General features: G+C 34.7%; 21 protein-coding genes and 1 tRNA gene. 1 reads left to right on the forward strand and 21 read right to left on the reverse strand.

What is annotated here, in order from left to right; translation table 11 throughout:
* The first annotated feature begins 177 nt into the window (after nucleotides 1-177).
* Entirely contained in the window at nucleotides 178-585 is a 408-nt protein-coding gene (tssD, locus tag AYC65_RS09985) for a type VI secretion system tube protein TssD (RefSeq protein ID WP_034870005.1), read from the forward strand.
* A gap of 50 nt (nucleotides 586-635) precedes the next feature.
* Here tssD (AYC65_RS09985) and AYC65_RS09990 read toward each other — a convergent pair whose 3' ends face one another.
* From AYC65_RS09990 to trxA, 21 genes are all read right to left on the reverse strand, one after another.
* The gene (locus AYC65_RS09990; RefSeq protein ID WP_034870007.1) at nucleotides 636-3,128 is read right to left on the reverse strand and encodes an ATP-dependent Clp protease ATP-binding subunit; all 2,493 of its coding nucleotides are present in this window, start codon (nucleotides 3,126-3,128) and stop codon (nucleotides 636-638) included.
* Nucleotides 3,129-3,251: 123 nt separating this feature from the next.
* Entirely contained in the window at nucleotides 3,252-4,616 is a 1,365-nt protein-coding gene (locus AYC65_RS09995) for a DUF5458 family protein (protein ID WP_034870008.1), read from the reverse strand.
* A 27-nt stretch (nucleotides 4,617-4,643) separates the two neighbouring features.
* Complete coding sequence (locus AYC65_RS10000; RefSeq protein WP_052114693.1) at nucleotides 4,644-5,186, reverse strand: type VI secretion system contractile sheath small subunit; 543 nt, start codon at nucleotides 5,184-5,186, stop codon at nucleotides 4,644-4,646.
* 53 nt (nucleotides 5,187-5,239) lie between these two features.
* Nucleotides 5,240-6,385 carry a hypothetical protein gene (locus AYC65_RS10005; protein ID WP_034870010.1) on the reverse strand — a complete coding sequence of 382 codons (1,146 nt, stop codon included), beginning with the start codon at nucleotides 6,383-6,385 and terminating at the stop codon, nucleotides 5,240-5,242.
* Between the two features lie 8 nt (nucleotides 6,386-6,393).
* Nucleotides 6,394-7,314: a TssN family type VI secretion system protein gene (locus tag AYC65_RS10010; RefSeq protein ID WP_034870011.1), complete on the reverse strand. Its 921-nt coding sequence runs from the start codon at nucleotides 7,312-7,314 to the stop codon at nucleotides 6,394-6,396.
* Between the two features lie 54 nt (nucleotides 7,315-7,368).
* Nucleotides 7,369-8,313: a type VI secretion system baseplate subunit TssG gene (locus tag AYC65_RS10015; RefSeq protein WP_034870013.1), complete on the reverse strand. Its 945-nt coding sequence runs from the start codon at nucleotides 8,311-8,313 to the stop codon at nucleotides 7,369-7,371.
* A gap of 30 nt (nucleotides 8,314-8,343) precedes the next feature.
* A complete protein-coding gene (locus AYC65_RS10020) occupies nucleotides 8,344-10,224 on the reverse strand; it encodes a type VI secretion system baseplate subunit TssF (protein ID WP_034870014.1) in 1,881 nt (626 codons plus the stop codon).
* 23 nt (nucleotides 10,225-10,247) lie between these two features.
* Nucleotides 10,248-10,688: a GPW/gp25 family protein gene (locus AYC65_RS10025; RefSeq protein ID WP_034870016.1), complete on the reverse strand. Its 441-nt coding sequence runs from the start codon at nucleotides 10,686-10,688 to the stop codon at nucleotides 10,248-10,250.
* A 75-nt stretch (nucleotides 10,689-10,763) separates the two neighbouring features.
* Nucleotides 10,764-11,642, reverse strand: coding sequence for a lytic transglycosylase domain-containing protein (locus AYC65_RS10030; protein ID WP_234300295.1), 879 nt, complete (start codon nucleotides 11,640-11,642; stop codon nucleotides 10,764-10,766).
* Between the two features lie 54 nt (nucleotides 11,643-11,696).
* On the reverse strand, nucleotides 11,697-12,104 hold the full coding sequence (gene tssD / locus AYC65_RS10035) for a type VI secretion system tube protein TssD (RefSeq protein ID WP_034870019.1): 408 nt from the start codon (nucleotides 12,102-12,104) through the stop codon (nucleotides 11,697-11,699).
* Between the two features lie 122 nt (nucleotides 12,105-12,226).
* A complete protein-coding gene (gene tssR / locus AYC65_RS10040) occupies nucleotides 12,227-14,593 on the reverse strand; it encodes a type VI secretion system protein TssR domain-containing protein (protein ID WP_034870021.1) in 2,367 nt (788 codons plus the stop codon).
* A 25-nt stretch (nucleotides 14,594-14,618) separates the two neighbouring features.
* Nucleotides 14,619-15,533, reverse strand: coding sequence for a PKD domain-containing protein (locus AYC65_RS10045; protein ID WP_034870022.1), 915 nt, complete (start codon nucleotides 15,531-15,533; stop codon nucleotides 14,619-14,621).
* Between the two features lie 16 nt (nucleotides 15,534-15,549).
* Nucleotides 15,550-16,077 carry a type VI secretion system TssO gene (gene tssO, locus AYC65_RS10050; RefSeq protein ID WP_034870023.1) on the reverse strand — a complete coding sequence of 176 codons (528 nt, stop codon included), beginning with the start codon at nucleotides 16,075-16,077 and terminating at the stop codon, nucleotides 15,550-15,552.
* 10 nt (nucleotides 16,078-16,087) lie between these two features.
* Nucleotides 16,088-16,630: a type VI secretion system TssO gene (gene tssO / locus AYC65_RS10055; protein ID WP_034870025.1), complete on the reverse strand. Its 543-nt coding sequence runs from the start codon at nucleotides 16,628-16,630 to the stop codon at nucleotides 16,088-16,090.
* Between the two features lie 18 nt (nucleotides 16,631-16,648).
* Nucleotides 16,649-17,320 carry a response regulator transcription factor gene (locus AYC65_RS10060; protein ID WP_034870026.1) on the reverse strand — a complete coding sequence of 224 codons (672 nt, stop codon included), beginning with the start codon at nucleotides 17,318-17,320 and terminating at the stop codon, nucleotides 16,649-16,651.
* 783 nt (nucleotides 17,321-18,103) lie between these two features.
* A complete protein-coding gene (locus AYC65_RS10065; protein ID WP_034870027.1) occupies nucleotides 18,104-19,498 on the reverse strand; it encodes a serine hydrolase domain-containing protein in 1,395 nt (464 codons plus the stop codon).
* A 244-nt stretch (nucleotides 19,499-19,742) separates the two neighbouring features.
* On the reverse strand, nucleotides 19,743-22,142 hold the full coding sequence (locus tag AYC65_RS10070) for a TonB-dependent receptor (protein ID WP_034870107.1): 2,400 nt from the start codon (nucleotides 22,140-22,142) through the stop codon (nucleotides 19,743-19,745).
* Nucleotides 22,143-22,248: 106 nt separating this feature from the next.
* Nucleotides 22,249-23,385: a helix-turn-helix domain-containing protein gene (locus AYC65_RS10075; protein WP_034870028.1), complete on the reverse strand. Its 1,137-nt coding sequence runs from the start codon at nucleotides 23,383-23,385 to the stop codon at nucleotides 22,249-22,251.
* 560 nt (nucleotides 23,386-23,945) lie between these two features.
* Nucleotides 23,946-24,185: a GIY-YIG nuclease family protein gene (locus AYC65_RS10085; RefSeq protein ID WP_034870030.1), complete on the reverse strand. Its 240-nt coding sequence runs from the start codon at nucleotides 24,183-24,185 to the stop codon at nucleotides 23,946-23,948.
* 36 nt (nucleotides 24,186-24,221) lie between these two features.
* Nucleotides 24,222-24,295, reverse strand: a tRNA-Asp gene (locus tag AYC65_RS10090).
* Between the two features lie 137 nt (nucleotides 24,296-24,432).
* Nucleotides 24,433-24,747 carry a thioredoxin gene (trxA, locus tag AYC65_RS10095; protein ID WP_009085023.1) on the reverse strand — a complete coding sequence of 105 codons (315 nt, stop codon included), beginning with the start codon at nucleotides 24,745-24,747 and terminating at the stop codon, nucleotides 24,433-24,435.
* Nucleotides 24,748-24,749 lie beyond the last annotated feature (2 nt).

A 24,749-nucleotide genomic window follows, 5' to 3' on the forward strand; every position in this document is an offset into this window, starting at 1 on the left:
CAAATGTACTTTTTTTGAATATCATATAAAATCGTAGAATTACTACAATTTCAATCTTTTCCGAATTTATTGATTTTCAAATGATAAAAGCCTTATATCTTTGACTTAACAGAAATGGAAGTTTATTATAACACTGAAATCAAAATATAAATCTTTAACTATTAAATACTAGAAATTATGGCTGCTAACAATTCAAGAGCTCTTCTAAAATTCAACAACGGTACTGACCAAAAAGTATTAAAACTTAACTACAGCGTAGCACGTTCTACTGACGTTTCAGGTAGAGTTGCTTCTGATCCTTCTAATGCGATTATCAAAATCACTGTAGAAGCGACTGAAAAATCTGACATCATCGAATCTCTATTGAATGGTAAATACAAACCAACTTCTGGTGAAGTTACATTCAACAAGTCTCATGAAGAAGGAACTCTTATCAAGCTTAACTGGGAAAACGGATATGTAATCCAGCACGAAGTTGACTTTGACGCTATCGACAGCAACAATATGCTGGTGAGCTTCGTTATCAGCGCTGAGAAAATCACTTATGGTGGTGGTGCTTACGATGGTATCTGGCCTGTTAACTAAGATTATCTTAAGTAAAAACAAAAATCAGCGGAACCAAGGTTCCGCTTTTTTTATATATGGTCTTTTATTTCCCAGTTTAATGTTTCAGATTCTGTGGACCAGTCAACTTTAATGATCTGACCTGCCTTCACCTCTTCCCGCACAATCTTTTTAGAGATTGGGCGCGCAAGCTGGGTACGAATTACACCCGAAATCTGTCTGGCTCCGTATCTGCTGCTAAAACCATTAACAGCTAAGTGATGCACTGCAGCATCCGAAATTTCAAACTCAATCCCCAGTCTGGTAAGAGACTGAATCAGGGATTTTAACTGAATTCTGAATATACGTTCTGCTACGTTTTCTGTAATTGGTGCAAAAGGAATAATCTCGGTAATACGTGCTAAAAATTCCGGACGGAATTTCCCTGAATCCGACATAATCTGCATAAGCGTTTTAGATTCCGGCGTTATACCTTCTTCAAATTTTCTTACAATTTCTTCACTACCAATATTCGAAGTAAAGAGAATCAATGCATTACTAAAATCACCCTCTTTTCCTAATTTATCATGGACTTTTCCCTCATCCATTATCTGAAGGAATACATCAAACACAGATTGGTGAGCTTTTTCTATCTCGTCAAATAATACTACGGTATATGGCTGTTGTCTGATTTTGTTTACCAGCATTCCGCCTTCTTCGTAACCAACATAGCCCGGAGGCGCTCCGTATAATAATGCTGCAGAATGTTCTTCTTTAAATTCTGACATATCAAAACGAACCATTGCTTTTTCGTCATTAAAAAGAAGCTCGGCAATGGATTTAGCCAACTCAGTCTTTCCGGTACCCGTAGGACCTAATAAGAAGAATGAACCAATAGGCTGTCCTGGTTTATTAAGACCACTTCTGTTCTCAACAATAGCATCTGATAATATCTTTAGTGCATGATCCTGCCCTACCACTCTTTTTAGGAGTAAGGATTCCATATTGATTAACTTTTCTTTCTCCTGAGCCTGTATTTTTCCAATTGGGATTCCGGTTTTAGCTGCCATTACAGCAGCCAGCTCAAGTTTACCTACCTTCTCTCGTTTTACTCCTGCATGCTGCTGAAGCTCTGTATAAGTATCATCGATAATTTTCTTTACCTCCTCCACATTCATGGAACTGTCTACCTGATGCTGTTCGGATAAAGAGCCCCATAAAATAGGACTTAGCCTGTCCTGTAATAGCCTGTAATGCCAAACTAATTCGTCCAATAAGTCTTTGTCATCTAAGTACTCTTGTTTCAAAAGGTGATCATATTCTTCTTTCCATTTTGCAAGTTCATTTTCAGAAAGCTCATCAAGCATCTTGATTGCAGCCATTGTTCTGTCCAATAAATCTATAGCTGCATCCGGCAGTTTTTTACCTTTTGCGTATCTCTTGGAAAGACGTACACATTCAGCAAGTGCAGACTTTTCAACCTCAACTTTATGATGATCTTTGTACCCGTCTAATAATACTTCGATCATTTTGACACAGGTAGTATCATCCGGTTCTTCCACTAATAAAACCTCAAAACGCCTGTTGAAGGCTCTTTCAGGCTCAATAATCTTACGGTATTCCTCCTGAGTTGTAGCTCCTATCACGGTAATTTCTCCTCTGGCAAGTTCCGGCTTTAGCAAATTGGCTACGTTTCCGGCGCTGCCTCTGCTGTCTAAAAGAGCATGAATTTCATCAATAAATAAAACTGCTTTATCTATTTTCTTACATTCATTAATTACTTTTTTTAGTCGGTCTTCTATTTCACCTTTATAAGAAGTTCCTGCCAGTAATGCTCCGGTATCCAACTCCAAAAGTGTTGCATTTTTTAATAATTCCGGTACATTACCTTTATTAATTTCCTGAGCAAATCCTTCTATCAAAGCCGTTTTACCAACCCCTGGTTCTCCCACAATAATCACATTGGGTTTACTTCTTCGGCAAAGAATTTCTATAAGAGTTCTTAATTCTTTATCCCTGCCCATTATATCATCCAGCTTTCCCTGTGCAGCATCCAGTGTTTTGTCAATACAATAGCTGTTTATAGAAGGAAAAGATTGTTTTTCGTAGGAAGGAGAACTCAGTATATCATCCCCATTCTCCTGAGTATTTACTTTATTGCCACGATAATGATTTAATATTTCATGTTCCCGAAGTGGAAGCGATTTTAGTTCCTGCGAATCATATACAACATGCGGCTTTACAATACTGGCTAAAACACAAACCGGAGTAACCTCATCCAGTCCTAGCTTTATGCGGATATCATCAGCCTGAGACAAAATCTCGTTTACATGATCTGCTGCTTCAACTTCTTGTGGCAAATGAGCCGTTTTGGGATAATCTTCGATACGGACATCTGCCCAATCGTATAAATACCCCGGATCTTTTTCTATACTTTGTAAAAATTCGCGAAGTCCTATATCCTGATGCACAGAAGCCTGCAATAGATGCGGAGCTCCATAGGTAGAATTATAATTTTCCCTGGCAATAGACTGGGCTATATGAAATAACTGTTTAACAGTTTCATTTGAAATTAATACACTCATTTATATTTTATTGATTTGATGTGGTGTGTCTTCCAATTCAAGATATTTCTTACATTGGAAAAAAGAGAGGAACCTCATGTTTTATTATGAAATCCCTCTTCAATATTATAATTTTTCAGCTATTTATTCCTGCGTATATTGAGCATCCCACTCATTACCATCATCTCCTTTATGACCATCCAGCTTAATCACGAAGCTCTTAGTCGGGAAATAAGGTGTCAAGCGAATATCCAACCATACACGGTCTTTATTTACTTTATCCTGCTCGAATCTTACGATTTTAAAGTTTTCAATAAGCTTATCTGCTCCTTTAATACCATCTAAGAAAGAAACAATCTGCTTACGAAGGTCATCTTCATTTCTTGGTGTCCAGTTTTCAAAAGCTCTTCTGTTTAAGAAGTCTAAAAGTACTTTCGTTACATAGTCGAATACTCTTACAACCGAATATGTCTGAAGTCCGATATTATCTCCTGTAAACAATGTCTTAGCAGAGAAAGCCATAATCTTTCCATACTCATTCACCATAGGAACCAGTCCCATTTTTTCTAACTGAGAGATCTCACTTTTCTTCAAATCGAATTTAACAGCGTCAACCTCATTGATATTACCGTGCTTTTTACCGGCAGCTACCTGAGACATTAGTGTTCTGTGGATTTTACCTGCAAGGGAGGTAGATGGCGGAAGATCTACGTTCTCTTCTTCTCCTACTTCTTCAGCTTTTCCTCTGCCGACAAGCCAGTTACATGTCATAATAACATTGCTTCTGTGAAGCTCTCCACCGGTAAGGTTAGCCGAATGGAAAAGGTCTACTACATCATCTGGTTTATCTAAATTGGCAAAGTCAGTTACCATCATGACTTTATTTTCATTACAGATTTTAGCCCATTTCTCAACTACTTTATTTGACCCCAGATATCCCGGAACTGCCAAAATAGAATAGTTATCTCTCAGGTCTAATCTATCATAGTTTTGTTTAAACTCATCTGCAATAGCATCGATAAATAAAGGATTATCCAGATCCTTCATCTGCTCTAATGAAGCATTTACAATGCTTACATTGTCTACTTTATCCAGCTCTGTATTTTTATAAAATTGTGCTACGGTACGGTAAGACGTTTCAAGGTCTCTTACAGAATCCAAAGCGTTTTTAAGATTATGCTTTAGATTATGCTCGGCAGTATTTGCCTTATTTTTAGCAGATTCAGCCATTTTTTCAGCCGAAGATTCTCCTTCTAAAAGGCTCACCCAAAGATTGATTTTTTGTAATAAATCTTTTCTTTCTTTGTCTTTATTTTCATCATTTAAGAAAATCTCTTTTCTGGCCTTTCTTGTAGGGTTCATATTAGCAATGCCGTCAATAACGGTTTCTACAAATCCAAATCCGCCTACTTTATTCAATTCATTTAGCGGATTACTCTTTGCTCCGGAATGTTGCTGTTGCTGCTGTTGACCTTCCTGCTGTGGTGCCGCCTGTGGTTTATTTTCCATAATTATGTTATTTGATTTGATGAAAGACTATTTTTCAAGTTCTTTTGCTACTTCCTTTAAAACTTCTACAAAAGCTGCTTTTGTCTGCTCATTCTCCAGCATATTGCGAAGAATCTTATTATTCTTCAGCTGACGCAGGATCTTATTATACTGCTCTTGTTCAATACTAAGTTGTTGTAGGTACTGAGAATTCTGGGTCAAACTTTTAGGGGTAAAATCTCCTAAAGTCTGAAAACGAAATTCTTCATCAACAAATGATCCGTCTTCTTTTTCGTGCTGCACGGAAACAGAAGGCTGAAAATGTCTGAAAATATCCTCTATTGTTTTTAATCCTCTTACAACCTCAGGAACCATAGATTCATCTGAAGTTAACTGACTCACTAACAGGGATCTGTTCTCCTGTATCTCTTGAATTGCTTCATTGGCATCTACTTTAATCTCATTTCCGCCGACACCGTAATTATACATTGCCATATTTGATGTTTTTTTATTTTTAATTGTTATTTTATCATCTTGTTTTTCAAAGAGATTACTGAACAACTTCTTAAAGTTAGAAAAAAAATTAGACATGTTTTATTAAAAGTTTTTCTAAAACAAAAGAACGTAATCCCCTATTTATTATTTTAATCCAGTACACTCCATCCTGTTTTAGGATCGGTATTCGATTTTATTTCTTGTTCGGTTACAATAATATTTTCTTTTCTCTGACCGATATAATCCAACTCGCTTAGCTTTCCGAAAACAGTTTCCAGACAGTTTAAAAGCGACTGAATATTCCTTAGGTATTCTCCACAGTTGTAATGGTCGTAATTGATTTCGGATACTGTAGTAATCTGACCCAAGAAAGTATGCGGTGCAATTTCACTCCACTCCAGACTGTAGTTCAGCATTTCTTCTAATTCAGCATTCGGAATCATCTGTGTAGCATTGTATAAATGCAAAGCTGTTTTCGAAAAAATATCAATAAGATAAATCGGAGGCTGCTCCGGTACCAAGTTCTTAAAACTGAAATAATTATCTGCCAAAGCATTGATAAGTTTTGTACAAAGTGCTCTTACATTATTGGCTAATGCCGTATTCTGATCTTTATGTGAAGATTTCTGAATAATCTTAAATGCATACTGCTGAAGATTGGATACTGATCTTACATAACTCTGATAATAATCTACCAATCTCTGATGACTCTGAAGCGAGGTGGATGGCGGAATAAAGCTGCTGTCGATCTGAGCAAAATTGGCTCTGAAGTTAACTTTTCCAAGCACTATATAATTTCCACCGGCCAGATTATTATTCAGTGCTGCTACATCTACCATTTCTATATTATAGTTTGGCATGGAATAAGGATGACGCGGTGGTATTTCCTCTGGATCGATTTCGCCAAAAGGAACTTTGTTAAACGGATTTACAGAAATAAGAATATAGTAATCACCATCAATACTATCTTCAGTAGCGCTAAGATTTTTAGCCAGACTTCTGATATTCATATTGAAATCCTTTATTTCAATTCTGTAACCGGCCAGAGTTATTGCATTGCAATTTTTAATAACCAGCTGGGCATCATTGGTTGCCGTGCTGTAAATCTCGAAAACAGTTTTCTCGGAAAATTGCCCTGCCATAGGCAGTAATCCATAATTGAAATTATTAATCTGTAAGGAATTAGAATCCCTTATACTATCTATAATGAAATTATCCTGCTCATTAAGGTGCATTTGGGAAACCTTCATCCCATCCACCCAATTGATGGCATTGTGTTTAATTGGTTGTATCATTGGTGCTGTTATTTAGCTTCACTTATTACTAATTTTTCCTTTTCGCCTTCCTCCTGGTGTTGTATTACTCTTTTACATATAACGACCTGGTTTTCGGATATCTTATTCGAAGAAATATCTTTTTCAAAATCAATATATTTTCTGGAGCTGAAGAAAGATTTCTTGATATAGAAAATCCAGTAATAGGAATTGTTATTGTAATCCGTTAATTGGATTTTAGAATTAGGATTTTTGTGGTTATAATCGTCCACTACTCTAAAGAACCATTCTCCATAAGTAATGCCTGTAGGCAATGTTTTAGCTTTTATTCTGAAACGCTGTTGATCTTCCAAATTCTTACTCAGCTCTACGTTGAGTACCATTAGCTTATCAAAGTCCACCCCCTGGAAATTGAAGGGCTTTTCGTCCGGGTTATATCTCCATGTTTTATAGATGTCAAAAGGAATACTGATAAAGGAAATATAGCAGTAATAGAAAAGTAACGGAATAACAAAAGAGACCATACTCGTTGCCGCCATAAACGGATTTCCAAGTCCTGTACTAATCCATTTAAAAATTAATACAAAAAGATAACCTCCAAAGGCTATACAGGTAATACTGAGAACACAGTCGAAAATTATGCTTCTTGTTGTAGAAGTAAAATGTTTCCTGAAATAATGATGTAATAAATTAACATGCAAAATACCCAGTCCCAGAAATACAGCCTGAGCGCCTAAATACCAGTAAGGATTAAAAAGATTACCGGTAAATCCGAAAAAACCGGGGATTGCCAGAATAAGTCCCCCCAACAGTACATAAACAATAATATGTTTTAGTTTAATTGCAGGAGTATTCTTCCTTATAATGCCCATTATAAACATCATAATAACAGCAAACAGCGGCATCAAAATATACCTTAAAAAAACACCTTTGATAGAGGTTAACTCCATAATAAACAATAATTTTCTTTTATATACATAGTAAATGTAACACTTTTCTCTGAGCTATAAAAAGGTTGAATAGCCCAGTCTATTTAATTCATTATCAACACTTAAAACAAACGACTCATCTTTTTTTTCTGTAATGAAATTTTCAAATATTTTTACCGAAACCGGAGTGAAAAAATCATACAATTCTCTAAGCAATTCCCTAAAGGAGCTTCCCGGAATGTAACGGTGTATTTCATCATAGGGAATCGTCCCTATATTAATCATCCAATTGCGGTCTCCGTCCATATGCTTCCCAGTAGGAATAAACGTAACTCCCAAACGGGCATTGCCTAGTGCTGTTACGCCTTCTTTATCATCTTGTTCTTCCACAATATTGGCTAAAAAACTAATATTGACAGGAACATTCAGAAATGCACTTAAAAATTTCTCAATCCAGTTTTTATTTCCTCTTACCTCATGAATAAACGGCAGAATATGTACTAGTATTTTAGCGGACTTCAGGTCTATCTTTCTTAGTACAGGCCATAATTCACATGCAAATTCTAAAAGCGCATTAGTTTTGTTTTCTGCATCAAATTCTGATTCCTTAAGCAGCGCGCTTACATGGGTGTAAAAGAACTCTAATTCGAAAGGCTGGAAGAATTTCCGGGCATCTTCTTCAACGGCTTTTTGCTTTCTTATTTCCCGTACAACACTATCTATATTCGTACTGGATGCCCCCAATGAAGGCGGGTGAAAAACGCCCTCTGGCAAATAATCGTATATACCTTCCCTATAGGTTTCTATTATTATATTTTCTTCATCCAGATCATAGGAAGACGTAGTAATACCTTTAATATCTTTTAAATAAGCTCTGTCATTAAGGCCTATACGTTTAATGTAAATATCAGCTTCCGCATCGTAATATTTAAGAATATTTGCCGCAACAGCTTCTACCCTGAAATCTGTTTGTAACTGGTTGTATTTTCTGTCCGTAAATGAGCCTTCACCATTTAGCATATATCACCTGGTTTTAATTCGGTTTATATTTTAAATTTCTACTGTAGAGCCATCTTCTATTTTTACACGGTAAATAACGCCGTCTATTGCTCTAACCTTAATGTTATTCATTAAAACTGTTGCCTGATTGTCCCAATAACTTTTTCCATAAAAAGCATAATTCTGGGCAACAATACTCACATCAATAGTCTTTACAAATCCTTCTTTTGGTTTATCACTTATAATAGTTCCGCGGCTAACTCTTATAGATTTAAGTTCATCTTTCATAACCATCTGGCAATAAGCTTTTATATCTTCTATCGATACAATCTTATCTCTTGTCATAAGCGCATAACGATAAGCTTGAATACTATCCGATCCTTTTTGTTCCAGATCTCCCCCGGTACTCTCTGTTAAGAATGTAATGCTTTTTGCTTTTTGCTGAGAATTGAGAGTGGTACCAGGCCTGATGTGGTTAGCCAGAGCACAATGGGTAATCCAGAATGCGGCGTATGTATGCACCGAAGATTCAATCGGTTCTATAATCACGTAGTTGACATCTTCTACCAGATCCTTATCAGCATTCTCAACTTTTTTAATCATGCCCTTCATCTTATCCGACATTTCCCCTAAAAGGTCCCTTAGCTTATCTCTGTTGAAAACAGAGAATGCAGCAACCTCATCACGCGTAAGCTCCAGTACATTCACCATTAAATCTACGGCATTGCGGTTACTAAACCTTTCCATACCGCCTTTTCTTACAGTATAAAGTCCTTTGCTAAGATGATCGTTGGGTGTAAAAGGGATTTCTTCATATTTCTTTCCTTCTCCGTCTACCACTTCTTCAACATAGAGGAAGTACTCACCTACTCCTGTTTCCAAAGGGATATTATTCCCCATAATATCGAGGATGTATTCTGTTTTTTTCCAGCCTCTGTTATAAACCGGAAAGGCATTGAGTGCAAAAGAGAAATTATCCAGAATCTGATCTGTAAATTGTGGTGGGAATTCAAAAGTTAACCAAAGAAAGCTATTGTCATTAATAAGCTGATCCAACGCCGGTGCCTGACCTTTAAGGTAGCCTAATTCAAATGGAAAATAACCTGGCTGAAGTTTTAAATCATCATGAATGCCCTCAACTTCAATAAATTTTGAATTGTATATTTTTTTAATATCCTCCGTCACTTTGTAGCGGATAGACTGTTCTCTGAAAACTTCTTCAAAGCCTTCATATTTGCGCTGATCGGTATAACTTAACCCCGGATTGATACTGAGTGATTTGCCATTGCTGCTTACTTTTACATGTGGCAAAAGTCTGTATACATAATCGATATGCTCAAAGGCTGTATTCGCACAGAAAAGACTCAGCTTCTCAGGAAGCCTGCCTGCACTATATTTGGAAACATTGATTCCGATACTTATTTTTCTATAATCTTCAATACGATTATTTATTCTGCATATAGGCGTTCTGTTCAGATTCTCATCGAATGCATAACAGGTATTTCCTACAATCATCGCACCTACCTGAGCTTTTATGGTTCTGATATTATCTACAGGCGTAAAAGGAACATCCACCTGCTTATCGGACTGTGTTTTGCTAAATGAATTGATACTTTTCTTAAAGAAAAACTCGGTATAATCCATTACATATTCCACATCTTCTTCCGGTGTATAGAATGCAATTGCATGTGCCGGTACGGGATGAGTATATTTAGTGGGCGTAAGCATTCTTGCCAGCCTTTCCAGAAGTCTGCTATTTACATTCTGAATTTCATTATTGGCTTTGAACACTTCCGTGCTGAAAGCATCTATCAATAATTTTACAAAAGGATCCAAAGACTGGATACTTTTTACACCCCATAGTTTTGTTGCATTCTGCAACATCCGGGCTTTAATTGTTTCTTTAGAATAAATATTTTGGTCTAGGTGCATTTGTGTGTGGTGTGTAAGTTTTTTTAATCGATTGACATCGGACTTAAAAATAATTCAGTAGCAAAATTGAATTGTTCTCCTGTAGCCTCTAGTTTCGCATTGATAGCAATTTTGACCTTTTTCTTTATCTCTGTAAAGTTTCGGGTATCATAATTATGCTCTACAAAAACAATGTGCGCTTTAATCTGAGGATTCACCAGCCTGTGCTCATAATCTGAGATTTGCCTTTTGAGACTATTGATAAATACATTTTCCCAAACCGCCGAAGAAATACCATTGTCAAACTCTACATTCCATACATCGTTACCATAGTTTTCGTCGTATCGGTTTTCTCCTTTTTTGGTAATAATTAACAGCATAATATTCTGTGCTATACTTTCTGCTATATCACAAGTTTCTATACTGCCGTTCTCTGTCATCAAAGCAGAGGGATTAAAGGGGAATCTGTAATTAATGCCTTCCATTGCTATTCTAATAAACATAAAACTCCATTAAATTATAACATTTAATCGAGTTTTGCTATAAATAAAATCTTTTTTTTACTTCGTTAAAGAGAGCCTTAGAATTTTATTTCTGTTAGCCTCAAATCTTCCCATTTGTTCTGCAGGAAGATAAAAATTAACCTCTTGTTTTTCGTTTAAATTCTTTTCAATATTAGGATTCCAGTAAAGAAGATCTTCCTGCTTGATACCTATAAATTGTGCAATAGTCTCCAGATCATAACCTGAATTGATCGTTGTTTTTAAAAGCGACGGATCAACAGATTGCTCTTCTGCATTGTTTTGTACCTCCGGATTATTATCAGCAACTCTCGCTTTAAGTTTAGCAGCATTAGCAGACCCTCCGGGTAATAACTGATCCAGCTCTCCTGTTACATAACAAGCATTGATATATTTTCTGATTGCATTTGTAGTTTCATCCGGCAGATAGATGTAATAGTCCTCATAATTTTTGGATCCTGCCTTTTCCATAGCTTTTGCTACATTGGCTTCACCACAGCTATAAGCCGCCAAAACACTAATCCAGTCTTTATATTTACGATGAAGAGTAGACAGAGAATTTAAGGCTACCTGAGTACTTTTATAAATATCTGAACGATCACTTTCACGTAATCCATAATAGTTCGCATGAGCCGGCATAATTTGCCATATCCCTACAGCACCTGTAGAAGAAACTCTTGTTCTGTCGAATCCCGATTCCAAAAGAGGAAGATTTCTTAAATGCTTAGGTAACTTTCTCTGAGCAAGACTGTGCTCTATAAAGTCAACAATTTCTCTGTTAGCATTTATTGTACTCTTTATCCTCATTGCATGAGCATCGGACGTATCAGTAACCGTTAGGACCTGTGCCGTGGTATTTTTACCACAAAACATAAGTAAAGTTACGCAAGCTAATAATTTGCAAAAGTTTAAGTTCATATCTTGTGAAATATAACCGTTGAAACTTATAATTTCAACAGTTTGGTGTTTTTCTTAATTTCCCGGCCATATACCATCATAAGAAGATCCGCCGTAATTGATCTTTTCGGCGCTGACAACGAAGGTAATATGCATATTGTTGTCATTGATTGCATTAAAATCTACTTCATGCTGGATTACATATCCGTTTTCCCAGTTAAGTTTGATAAGTGTACCTTCTTCGTGGGCTTTATTAAATGTAACCTCACCAGTTGTAGGCTTATACTTATTGTTCAGTAAACTTTCCAGAACATGAGCGTTTTCCCCTGCTTCAATTGTAATTTTAACCAACGCATTGGAAGCATCAGATGCAACTCTTCCGGATACATCTGTAGAGCGTTGTACGCTATAGTTTAGTTTCAATACTTTTTGTGCTTCTCCTCCATTAAACTTTAGCACACCTCTGGAATTATTCACTGCCATAATTTCAATACTTTTAAAAGAAAATTTTTCGTTATTATCAAAAATAATATTCTGTCATCAGAGTAAATTGCCCCTGCAGGGAAAATTCACAAATTGTAGTAATTCTACTACTGTCTAATTCATTAAGGTTTTGTTCTGTCTGTAACAAAAGGCATGAAATATTCGTTCAGCCAGTAGAACGTTGTACCGTTCTGAATCACCTTATACTTTGGATTATTCTTATTCTCCAACAATCTATTAGACAATACTTTATAATTTTTAAAATAAGTCTGAACGGTTTCTCTGCCTATTACTTTTTTATCTTTCCAACGCTCAATATTAATCTCAGACATCATCACTTCATCAGAATTATCCATACCCGTGCTTTTAGCAACCGCTACTCTCATAGGCTGACTGTAGATTTTATTTGTATCAAAGTCATCCAAAGTAGGATTGTTCTCCTTTAGTAATTTTACATAGCGGGATATCGCTCTTTTCTGATTAAAATCTTTACTATCCGGATTTGTTTGTTTGTATATCTGATCATAGAAATTTTTAAGCTGGTCATATTCCTGTTCAGAAACCAGTATTCCCTTCTCTATTCCCGGATTATTTTTTCTCATGTCAACAGGAAGATATCCTGAAGCAACTGTCGGGTAATCATAAGTAACCAACTGTGAAGCAAATGAAGCCGGAAGCGGGTTGGAAACATCAGGAAACATAAACGCATATCTGCCGTCAACAGTAGTTTTACCAGATCCTACAGCAGATTTAAAATAGGCTGTTAAAGATTTATCTGTGATCTTGTTTTCATCTGTAACCTGTGTTACCAAGGTATCCATTGCTTTAATAAGAAGTGAATTGCTATTGTCTTCCCTTTTCTTAGGATAGATAACAAATCCTTGTGTCATACTATTCTTAGGATAATCTAAGGAATAAATACCAAAATCTCCTTCGATGAAATTGAAGTTATTTTTGTTGAGAATAAGGCTCTGATCAGCTACTTTCTCTTTGTTGAGTTCTGTAATATTCTGTGCTGTAGTTGTTACAATATTTTGTGCCAGTAATACAAAATCGTTGTAAGCATCAGAAGACCTGGACTGTGTCTGATAAGCAATTACTTTGGCTCTCGCCTTAGAAATAAATCTAACCGCATTCGATGTATTCATCCCGGAAGATGCTGTAGAACCTATTAAGACAATTAAATTGGTCTCGTCCGGAACCGTACTAAGCAATTGTCCGGCTGTACTAAGCGCTTCGTTTACCGGCTGCCCGCCTACTCCTTCACAACGCATTTCCATTGTTTTATCATCTATGTATTTAAAAATACCGTTGTAATCACTGGAAAGTACAGATGCAATAACATTAGGTCCACAGGTGTTATTCTTATATAAAACAGCACTGTATTTTACATCTTTGTAGTAAGACAGCTTCTGCATCTTAAGCTGGATATCCTGAATCACAGACTTCGCAATTGGTGCATAAGCTCTGTTCTCAGCACTTATATCGATAGCAAATACAATATTTAGATTTTTATTTCTCTTGGTGATTTCTTTATACCTTTTGAAAGGTAGTTTTTCACCTAATACATTGAAAATATAATTTTGGCTGTAGTCGAATGCATTGGTAAAGTACTTCGTTGTATTCTTATTCAGTGTTGTAGAAGTCGGGAATATATTTTCTATTTCACTTCTGTTAGCCGCATCCGCAATAGGTACTATAGGTTTCTCGTCTGTATACTCCGGAAGTGCACTGTAGATACCGAAAAGTGGAAATTTGCTGTAATCAGCTTTTCTGTCTAGTCTTATCGCCGAGCGCTCTCCCCATGTAGAAATCATGTTGGCACTTACCCAACCATAGATATCTTTATCAATACTATCCATATTGATTTTCGGAGATTTCCCTACCAGATATCCTTTGTTATCAGCCGCTTTTTTATACACATAAACCAACTCCCCAATAGGAATCTTTTTCTTTACCGGATCCGAAAGATTAGGTGAAGAATAAACTACTGCAGAGTCATTTTTAATATAAGTTCCTGTATTTTTAACTACATCTGTATTACCAGGTACAATAGCCGCTTTCATAATAAATCCGGATGTACGGTCTCTTAAAGCACTATTCCACAATAATAGATTATCCTCTGATATCCATCCGTAAGATTTCACAGATTTCCCAGGAAGTTTCTTCATCAGAGCATCTGCATTATATTCCGCTACTTTTACTAGTTTACTCGACTTATTATAGTCTACTACCATAAGAGGCTCCAGAAACTTGATTTCCTTAGGAGATTCATTCTTTTCTTTCTTTAAAAAGGCGGTATTCTTCGACCTGTCAGAGAAAGTAATCCATGGCAGAGGATCTTTAGGGTATCCGTTAATGACCATATTCTGCTCAATACCTCCATAATAATCCGGTGCAGGTGTTTTTACTGAAGGTACTCTGACCTGACATCCTGTAACCAGTAAAGCAGATCCTAAAATGTATAATGTAGATTTGGTGTTTTTCATTACTCGTCTTTTAATTGTTCACAAACTATTTACTCTGTGTCACTTCCAGTTTAATAATACATTTCTGATTATTATCAAACGTTGATTTCACCTCCTGGATTGTATTATTTTTGTCAAACTGTAAACCTGTTGTATAATAATAGTAGTTCTTAGGCTTTCCATTATTCACAATCATTACAGTATTGTCGTTGTTACAGAAATAAGTTCTCAACAAATAATTATAATTGCTATTGAAGTTATTGCCATCAGCAATTTGCTGTAGTGTTCTTTTGATATCATCATCAATATCACTGTATGTGTCATCGATTGAAGATAAATCCTGTTCCAGCTGCTCGTTAGGATTATAAGCCGGTAATATTCTTATCTGGTGGACAATGGGCTGTGGATTGTCATCCGTGAGTAATGTAACAGTATAGTTACCTGGCTTTTTATAAGAGTAAATCGCCATTTTATCTTTTGAATCTATATTTCCTGATTCTCCAAATCTCCATGAAAATGTTTTGGCATTTGGTGCTACTGCTCTAAAGACCACATTCTCCAGTTGTAAAGCCTGGGTTTGTGCATCGATTCTGCTTTCCTCTGGAGCTAAAACCGGACGAACAACAGATGAAACCAGGATTGGAAATGTCTTTGTGTACTTGTTATCTATTGTAAGCTTTACCTCATAAAAGCCTGGCTTAGTATACATATGAATTCCCTTGTTTTTCTCTGAGACTTTACCATCACCAAAATCCCATTGCTTGGTTTTAGCATTTAGTGTTTTATCTTCAAATCTAAGTGAGTCTCCTAAACTTAGATTTGCGGGAAATACAGCAGCTACAATATTTTCCGAACTATTCACTGATTTTCTTTGTAACCAGATTGCAATTAATGAAGCAACCAATAAGGTAGAAATAACAGCAATAATTATATTCTTTTTATTTTTTTGAAAGTAGTTCATTTTTCAATATTTGTTTCTAGTTTCTGTTACTTATGATTTGGGCATTTTTTCGCTGATTTATGTGTTGTTGCATATCCTTCATTCCTATCGTGCATTCTTCATACTGCTTGGTGAATGTTTTCACATTCTCATTCTTTTTTACAATGATCTTTTTATCATCATAGTACATCTTATAAAATTTTGCAATCTGAGCATAGTTATCTTTTCTTGCATCAACAGAGGTAATATCAGAAAATGCATTTTTGATATCATTAATCTCATATTTCAGCTCATTTTCTTCAACAGGCTGCTGATTTTCGCTTGATAGTTTCTTCAGCTTAATAAATGTACTGTCTATTGTAGGCTGTATGGCTTGCTGACGGTTGTTGAAAACAGATTTCTCCTGCAATGTCTTTATAGCCAGTGCATCGGAGTGAGTGAAAGGGGATTCCAGTTTATTTAAGAAAATAATACCTAAAAAAACGACCGCTAATAAAAGCATCCCAAAGAGGTATACAAAGTAATACCTTTTTTCTTTCTTGGATAAAGTAACCTGAAACTGCATTTTTTCTATCTTATCTTATTGATCTTGGTCTTCTTCTCGGCCCTACTTTTGGCGCATCGTTTAATATCTTACTGGTAACAATATTTAATCGTCCCTGGCATTCCTGCAGATTATTAAGCGCTGCTCTCTCTTCTAATGAAGCAGAAATCAGTTTGTCTTTAAGCGATACCATCTCATTGATATTCTTCAGTAAAGAAGCATACTGCTTAAATTCTTTTATACTGTCCTTTCCCATGATATTTTTACAGTCATGGATATCCTCTACAATATTATCTCTTAAGAATTCATCATTTTGAACTTTGTCATTAGCTATCATCGACATTTTGGAATAAATGCCCTCCATCTTGGATTGTAACAGTTCATTTTTATTCAGTATATTTTTGTAGTTCTCTACCTCCTTCTGAATATTTTCTTTTTGGTACTCACTGCTTTTAAAAAATAAAAAAACAGAGAGGAATGAGAATCCCGAAAGGAACAGAAAAGAGAAAATGAACTTCCAGATTCCTTTGTTTACATCCTTTCTGTTTAGCTTTTCCTGACCTGAAGAAATCATTTGTTTGTTTTTAATTAATTAAATACTGGTATTATAATAGCCACTCTCTACACAGAAACGCACAAGATCCAACTTGCTTTTTAGCCCAAGCTTTTCAGTCAATCGTTTGATATAAGTATCAACTGTTCTTGTACTAAGATTCATTCTCTCACCAATATCTTTGTTACTATAGCCTTCATAGCAAAGTTTAATCATCTGTATTTCGGACAGAGACAGATCCTGCTGGCTTTTCTTTTGGCGTTCCATGTAATCCTGCACCTCCAGCATTTGTTGTGACCATTCCTGGCGATAATCTTCAAAATCTACTTTTTTGGATAAAATACTATTTCTGAGTATATCTCTTATCACGATGCTGTTCTTCTGACAGTAATAGGCATTGGGTATTTCGGATACTATAGCATCCATATCATTCTGATAGGTTGCCGAGTAGGTAATAATAGGAGTAGTTTTATTCGTTTGCCGAATAAATTTTATAGCTTCCAGCCCGCTTAGAATGGGCATGTATAAATTAATTAAAAAAACATCTTCTTGTTTGCGATAGAGTCTAGAGATAAGTTCGTGACCGTTATTACAGTCATTAACAACTCTATAAAAAGGGTTCTCCAAGAGCATTTTTAATAAAAACTGCTTGAAGTAGAAGTCACTATCAGCAATAGAAAATCGAATAACGCTGTTAGAGTTATTTTCCATGTATCGTGTTTGGTGTAGCGACTAAAGTATAAAAACTTTTATAAATCAGAAAATAAAAATTAAAAATCCTATGTTAACAATAGTTTAAACCTATCGGGAACATAAGTTTTTAACTCTTAGCCACTAACATTAAAACTCACTAAAACTTGATTTACAATAAAGTATATGTTTAATCAAGTTTTAGTTTATTTTTCTTCAAACTACTATTCGACGAATAATAATTTATAATTGTCTGAAAATTCAAATTTTGAGTTTGAACTAAGATATCAGTTGTAAGCCCCCATGGCTAGGTAAGATTTAGAAAAATAGCAATAGAATGCAAAATTTTGTTCAAAAGGAGTGATTTTCCCCATTTTTGAGACTTAGCTAATATTTTTGACCACAAAAGAAAAAAAATAATGAAATCAACAATAAAAAGCTCCTTTTTTTATCAAAAAAGAATATTTTTAAATGTATAATCAGAATAAAATAAAAATATAATCATATATACACCAAGGACAAAAGTATATATTCCATTATCTACTTAAACTATTTAAAATATAAGCATTGGTTATTTAAAAAAGCAACTTTGTATTTTTAATTCATAATAAACCATTATTCTCTCCTTAATTGTTTTATAAAATGTCAAAAATTTCCAAAAAGATTTCTCCTATTGAACAGTGCCTTATTTAGTTTTTATCAATACTATATATAAGCCTAATACAAACAAAAGGGCTTACAGAATATCTGTAAGCCCTTTTGCTGCCCTGATGGGACTTGTTATTTTTTCAATAAAAACCTATCCTACAGTAAGCTATTTATTTTATCAATCATTTTTTCTGCATTACCGTTGCTTCCACCAAGACTTATTGCTTTTTTATAGCTACCTAATGCTAAATCATATTGCTTATTTGTAAAATAGGCTTCTCCTAAACTATCGAATAGATTCGCGTTTTTAGGAAACTCACTTATTGCCAGCTTGAATATTTCTATCGACTCGTATATTTTACTCGCTCTCAATAGTTCATAGCCTAAAGTATTCAGCTCGCTTGGGTTCTCAAAGCTATATTCCTTTTCAGAAGTTTTTTTGAGTAAATAATAAGCTTCTTTCGCTTTATTGATATCAGTAAAAGATTCCTTTCTTATCGCTCGGTAAACAGATTTTTTAGGAATTTCAAAATCTTTTCCAAGCATAATGTCACGGATTGTGTATCCTAAACTATAAACTTTATTGAGGTTGTTGGATGCTAAAATTACAATGACATCATTTTTCATATCGTTTAATAGAATGGATTCAAATTTATACGAAATACCATTGTGTCGTTGCAATTCATCTTCTTCATAAAATCTACCAAGCGATCCTCCTTCTTCTTTTGCATAAGGATTATTCAATAATGTTTCAAAGGACTTTCTAGAGATTAAACGGTTATGATTCATCGCTTCAATCCATTTGTACATATCATTAATGTCTAACCAAAGCCAACCACTGATAAATTTCATTTCCGGACATCTCACATTGTCCATATCATAACATGATGTTCGGTTTTTGTATCCTGATTTTGCATCAAAAACAGAATTAGTCATTTTCAAAGGTTTGATAATATTTTTAGTCACAAAATCTTGAAAAGTCATTCCTGTTACCTTTTCAATAATTCTTCTTTGCAAAAACACATTGCCATTATCGTATCTATAGCCTTTTCCCGGCTCAAATAACAGGGTGTCCGTTTTCCTCAAAATCTTCCATGCTTCTTCATTATTTTTTGGGACGATCATTTTGTTTTCAATGCGAGGAATTCCACTGGCATAATTGATTAAATGCCTGGTCGTCACTTTTTCTGACCATTTTGGCAAGTCCAAATTATATTTCGAAATGGGATCATCAAGATTCAGCTGACCACGCTCCACCAACATCATAATAGCAACTGCATTAAACTGCTTTACAATAGAGCCAAAATTAAAAATGGAGTTTTTCGTTAAAGGCGCTTTTCTTGTTTCATCGGTAAAGCCAAATGATTTTTGATAGATGATTTTTCCTTTTTTAGCGACCAAAACATTTCCGTTGAACAAACCTCTTTCGTAGGATTTGGTCATTAGTTCATTAATTTGATTGATTTCTGTTTCTTGCTCAACTGGCTTCTGAGCTGAAAGAAAATTGGTGAATAAAATACTTAATGATATTAAGACAATTATTTTTTTCATTGTAATTATATTTTAAAAACTTTCTGCAAATATGCTGTGAAAACCTATGATACGCGACCGATTAAAAAAGTCGAACTCATTTATGAGAAAGTAAGACGAATTAATTTGGTTTTTTCTTCAAATCTGCTGGAGCAATTCCAGTATATTTTTTGAAGGAAGGAATAAAAGTATGATTTAGAACTGAAACCAAGTTCGTAAAGAATTCTAAAATTATGAGTTCTTTTCTTAGAAGCTTTTTTTGATACTAAACTCCAGAACGTCTTTGCTCTTCTTCATTGCCAAATTTTCGATTGTCGGATTTTACTTTATTACTTCCAAAACTGTAAAGAAGAGAAAGCCTAAAAAATCGGTTACTGTAATTAAAATTTCCTGTTTGCTTTACTCCGTTCACAATCGATATGATGTTATTTTGATATGATGTATTGAATAAATCATTTATCAAAAGCATAACTTTTAAATTATCATTTAGTAAGCTTTGCCTAATGCCTATATCAAAACTGGAGTATTCTCCCATTTCATAGAGACCTCTTTTATGGTGCGAGCTGTACCAGTAATTGACTTCCAACTTTGTTGTTTTGGTCAATGAAAAAGTATTGTTCGTACTAAAATAGAACCTCATCCCGTTTTGAACCTCTGCATTTATAGTATCAAATAAGGTAGTTTTAGAGGCTAAAAGTGATATAGCACTCTGGCTTGTCCACCAAGAATATTTATCGAATGTATAGTTTTCGCTAATGCCATAATAATATTCCTTTGAGTAATTTTTTCTAGTAATTACCTGTGTATCACGCTCTGTATCTGTCGTAAATAGTAATCCGTAGTTATCATTGGTAATTCTAAGAAATACATTTGAGCTTAGTTTTTTCTTAAACGTATGCGTTAAATCAAAATTGTCACTAAATGAAGGCTGTAAAAAAGGATTCCCCACAGAATAACTGTTGTTATTCAAATAAAACCGGAATGGATTTAACTCACTAAACCCTGGGCGGTTAATTCTTTTCCCGTAATTAAGGGCAAAATTGTTTTCCGCATCAGGATTATAAGAAGCATAAAATGTAGGAAACAATTTGAAATAATCCTTCTTATTTGTTTGATTTATTGTCTTCGAGAAACCTGTTGTAACCGTATTTTCTATTCTTAAACCTAATTGTAAACTTAGGTTTGAATTTATTTTCTTTGAAGAATTCACATATAAGGCTTGAATATTCTCTTTATATTCAAACTCATTCGATTGTGACACATCTAAAACAGGCGGATTTGTAGTAGCGTCAAAAAATTTGACATTACTATTTGATTTGTTAAAACTTAGCTTACCTCCGTACGAGAAATTGGCAAATTTAGTAGGATGGTCTACATCAACTTTTGCACTAAAATTTTCTATAGCCTGCCCTGAATTGTTAATGGCTGATGTTTGATGTATAAACGTTGGATCATTCGGAAATGATGTATTTGTTGCGAAGCTATTATTTTGCTTTACACTGTAATCTAAATAGCTAAAATCTACAGTAAGTTTTCTTCCCAAAGTATCTAATTTCGACATCACATTCATATTGTAAATATTGCTGTTAAATTCTCTGTCGTTAAAACTTTTACTCTGAATAATTTGCTCAAGAGTATTATTGGAATCAAATAATAGGGTGGTTGATTTATTATCTTGATCAGGTCTTCTCTGATTACCTAGATACATAAAACCTAAAACAGTATTTTTGGTAATATCATAATCAAAAGAAGCTCGACCTGTAAAACTATTCTTCTTTTGTTTTGTGTCCGAATTCAGCTCTTGCAGCTTATTTGCAGATAAAGCATCAAAACTTTCAAAAGCTCTAAATGCACCAACAGTTCCGTTTAAACCTAAAGAAAATCTAAGCTTATTCTTGTTGTATAAAAAATCATTGCCTAGTGTGAAAAAATTATAATGGCTTTGATCATAAGTGAAAGAAGATGAATTTTTCCAAGAATTTTTCATCCCTTCTTTATAAATGATATTGATGAGTCCGCCATTTCCTCCTGCATCATATTGTGCTGGCGGATTGGTTATAATTTCGATTTTTTTGATGCTGCCTGCCGGAATTGAATTCAGAAAACTGACTAAATCATCACCCGATATTTGCATCAATTTTCCATTAACCATTACCTGCGACGATCCTTTACCCAAAATACTAATAGATCCATTTTGAATCATAAGTCCTGGAGCTACTTTTAATGCGTCTAAAGCATTACCTGAATTTGCAGTAGGACTATTTTCAACATTAAATACCAGACGATCCATATGTTGTTCGAAAACTCTTTTTTTTCCTTTTATAACGACTTCTTCCAGATTTCTTGAATTCAAGATTAAAATGATATCATCTAAAGTACTATTGTTTTCTAAGTTGATTTCTTTATCCCAACTTTCATATCCCAACAAATTAATTTTGAGCCTATATTTTCCCTTAACAGTCCTGATTGTAAATATACCATTATTATCTGTCGTTGCTCCAGATTTTAAAACGCCAAGTGAATCTACAAGAGCCACGTTTGCAAATGGAATGGGCGTTGTTCCATTTTTTACTTTTCCCGTTACTTCTATTTGGCAAATTGCCCAATACGGAAGTAATAAAGCAATTAAAATTAAAAAAGATTTGCGATGAAGTGTACTTTTCAATGTCATTTATTTTTAGATTAAAACTTTCTGCAAAGCTGATCTAAAAAGCGTTGATACGCGACCGATTAAAAAAAATCGAACTCATTTTTTGAAAAGTAATACAATTTTACAAAGCTTCCTTTCTGTAATCTGTTGGTGTTTTTCCTGTATATTTTTTAAAGGAAGTATTAAATGAGGATTTGGAATTAAAACCAACCTGATACAAAATTTCCAAAACGGTCAGTTCTTTTTGAAAAGGATCTTTTAGAATTTGCATGGCTTTTTCAATTCTATATTCATTTACAAAATCGAAAAAATGTTTGTCCATATACAAGTTAATCAAAGTTGATAAATCTTTAACAGGCATTTCAACTTGCTCCGCCAAATCCTGAATCGTTAATGAAGAATCCAAATAAGGTTCTTTTTCCTTCATGAAATCTTTTAAAAATTCGACTTCCTTATTCCTTCCGTCAACCAATAAAGGCATGTTTTTTTGTTTTGGAACAACTTCGGTAATTGGTTTTAAATCAGAATTCACACCACGAAAAAATTCGGGATTATTTAACGCAACAAAAAGATACCAACAGGTACAAAATAAAAATGCAAATCCATCAAGAGTCACAATCCACGCTCGAATTTCGCCGACACCAAAAATATACGTAACCAACCATCTTATCAGGACAATAAAATGCAAAACGTAATAGAGAATTGTTATTTTGTAAAGGGCATTGAGTGCTGAAATATTTGGGTTTGTGTAATTCTCGAGATATACTTTTTTAGCCTTTCTAATTGCCAAAAACGAGGCAATAAAATAGACTTGAAACAGCGCTTCGAAAAGGAAGAGGAAAAATTGCAAGAGCGGCATATCGTTCATGCTGTTGATGAATTTTATTTTCGCAGGTCTATCACTAAAATAAATTCCCCACATCATAAACGCATTGAACGCCAAAAATGGGATTACATGTACTAAATGTTTCGGTTTTAACCGAAAATTGGTATAACAAACAGACAATACATAAAGGTAAAATGATGCTGAAACCACATAATTAGTACTCCAACGAAAAGCCTCGAGATTAATATAATTAACCGGAAATCCGTGTTGCAAAAATTTGATAGCATCAACTGCATTTGTAAAAAGAAAGAAAGCAAGAAGCCAATTTGAAAGTCTGTGCTTAGTTTTTACAGTAATCAGGAACAAGGCAAGCAAAAGTATCATGAAAATCCCAACAGAGGAAAAGAGATGTTGAAAATTGTACCTGTCCATATCGTTTTAAAGCAAGGCCAAATGTACTTATTTTTCAAAGATATTTTTCATGAAAAATTCAGAACGACATATTTATTTAAGACAAAACACTTGTAGAATTCAGCATCGATTATTAGAATTAAAAAATTACGAGGACAATATTCTTATTTTGATGTAATGACAAACATAAAATCATTAAATACTGCAGCAAAACTTATAAAACAAGCTACCTCTATTTCATGAAATTTCTATTCCCTTCTCTTATTCTAAAATACAGAAAAAATCATAATAGCATTATAAAAGCAAGCCCTCATTATTGCAAAGGTTTGATTCATTCTGAGCGCGAGCAAGATGCTTGCGCTAGCGAGGGTCAATTTCTAAACAAGTCTGCCAATAGGCTTTTCTTACTTTTCATTAAGCTTTCGCTTCTCTTTTTATGGGCCACCTTCAGATTGTCTATTTTAACTCCTTTTGAAACTGGTACAAAACAAAAAAGGTCTACAGAATATCTGTAGACCTTTTGCGATCCGGACGGGACTCGAATCCGTCTCGTCCCGAGAGACGAGATGACAGGGAATATCCTACCCTTTTATTAATTTTTCTAATGATTTTCTGTTTAACCTTTTCAGTCTTTTTTCTTCTGCCAACGCTGCAGATTTATCAATAAACTGCTTAGTGTAAACAACTACCCAATCTTTTATATCTGACGTATATTTTCCCTTTGAAGACAAATGGTACTCTAAGCGCCTCTCTACATCTTCGGAAAAGCCCTTATAGTAAACATCCTTACTTTCAGAATACAATATATAAACGTAATACATAATAAAAAAGGTCTACAGAATACTGTAAACCTTTTGCGATCCGGACGGGACTCGAACCCGCGACCTCCGCCGTGACAGGGCGGCATTCTAACCAGCTGAACTACCGGATCAATCGACAATATTTAAAAACGTATGCTCTTTGTTTATTGTGGTTGCAAAAATACAACAATAATCGATACTAACAAATATTTTTCAAAAAAAACGCTCTCCCAGTCGGGAAAGCGTTCATTATCAGTTATACTTTTTTCTATAAGTGAGCAGAAAGCTTCTGCGCAATAACCTCTTTTGGGGATACACCAACCAATTTGTCCACTACTTCTCCGTTCTTGAAGATTAAAACTGTAGGAATATTTCTAATCCCAAACTCCATAGAGATTTGTTGATTGTTGTCTACATCTACTTTTCCTACAACCGCTTTTCCTTCAAAATCGGTAGCAATTTCCTCAATAATTGGACCCAACATTCTGCACGGACCACACCAAGTTGCCCAAAAGTCAACTAATACCGGTTTATCCGAATTGATAATTTCGCTAAATGTTGAATCAGTGATTTCTAATGCCATAA

It is taken from the genome of Elizabethkingia bruuniana (assembly GCF_002024805.1).
GTDB classification, from domain to species: Bacteria; Bacteroidota; Bacteroidia; order Flavobacteriales; family Weeksellaceae; genus Elizabethkingia; species Elizabethkingia bruuniana.

Bases quoted from the DNA above. Each gene is read 5' to 3' on its own strand.
- tssD (WP_034870019.1), bottom strand. From the start codon at position 12,104: ATGGCAGTGAATAATTCCAGAGGTGTGCTAAAGTTTAATGGAGGAGAA.
- tssR (WP_034870021.1), bottom strand. From the start codon at position 14,593: ATGAAAAACACCAAATCTACATTATACATTTTAGGATCTGCTTTACTG.
- trxA (WP_009085023.1), bottom strand. From the start codon at position 24,747: ATGGCATTAGAAATCACTGATTCAACATTTAGCGAAATTATCAATTCG.
- AYC65_RS10030 (WP_234300295.1), bottom strand. From the start codon at position 11,642: ATGAACTTAAACTTTTGCAAATTATTAGCTTGCGTAACTTTACTTATG.
- AYC65_RS10020 (WP_034870014.1), bottom strand. From the start codon at position 10,224: ATGCACCTAGACCAAAATATTTATTCTAAAGAAACAATTAAAGCCCGG.
- AYC65_RS10065 (WP_034870027.1), bottom strand. From the start codon at position 19,498: ATGAAAAAAATAATTGTCTTAATATCATTAAGTATTTTATTCACCAAT.
- AYC65_RS10005 (WP_034870010.1), bottom strand. From the start codon at position 6,385: ATGATACAACCAATTAAACACAATGCCATCAATTGGGTGGATGGGATG.
- AYC65_RS10085 (WP_034870030.1), bottom strand. From the start codon at position 24,185: ATGTATTACGTTTATATATTGTATTCTGAAAGTAAGGATGTTTACTAT.
- AYC65_RS09990 (WP_034870007.1), bottom strand. From the start codon at position 3,128: ATGAGTGTATTAATTTCAAATGAAACTGTTAAACAGTTATTTCATATA.
- tssO (WP_034870023.1), bottom strand. From the start codon at position 16,077: ATGCAGTTTCAGGTTACTTTATCCAAGAAAGAAAAAAGGTATTACTTT.
- AYC65_RS09995 (WP_034870008.1), bottom strand. From the start codon at position 4,616: ATGGAAAATAAACCACAGGCGGCACCACAGCAGGAAGGTCAACAGCAG.
- AYC65_RS10010 (WP_034870011.1), bottom strand. From the start codon at position 7,314: ATGGAGTTAACCTCTATCAAAGGTGTTTTTTTAAGGTATATTTTGATG.
- tssO (WP_034870025.1), bottom strand. From the start codon at position 16,630: ATGATTTCTTCAGGTCAGGAAAAGCTAAACAGAAAGGATGTAAACAAA.
- AYC65_RS10045 (WP_034870022.1), bottom strand. From the start codon at position 15,533: ATGAACTACTTTCAAAAAAATAAAAAGAATATAATTATTGCTGTTATT.
- AYC65_RS10060 (WP_034870026.1), bottom strand. From the start codon at position 17,320: ATGGAAAATAACTCTAACAGCGTTATTCGATTTTCTATTGCTGATAGT.
- tssD (WP_034870005.1), top strand. From the start codon at position 178: ATGGCTGCTAACAATTCAAGAGCTCTTCTAAAATTCAACAACGGTACT.
- AYC65_RS10075 (WP_034870028.1), bottom strand. From the start codon at position 23,385: ATGGACAGGTACAATTTTCAACATCTCTTTTCCTCTGTTGGGATTTTC.
- AYC65_RS10000 (WP_052114693.1), bottom strand. From the start codon at position 5,186: ATGTCTAATTTTTTTTCTAACTTTAAGAAGTTGTTCAGTAATCTCTTT.
- AYC65_RS10015 (WP_034870013.1), bottom strand. From the start codon at position 8,313: ATGCTAAATGGTGAAGGCTCATTTACGGACAGAAAATACAACCAGTTA.
- AYC65_RS10025 (WP_034870016.1), bottom strand. From the start codon at position 10,688: ATGGAAGGCATTAATTACAGATTCCCCTTTAATCCCTCTGCTTTGATG.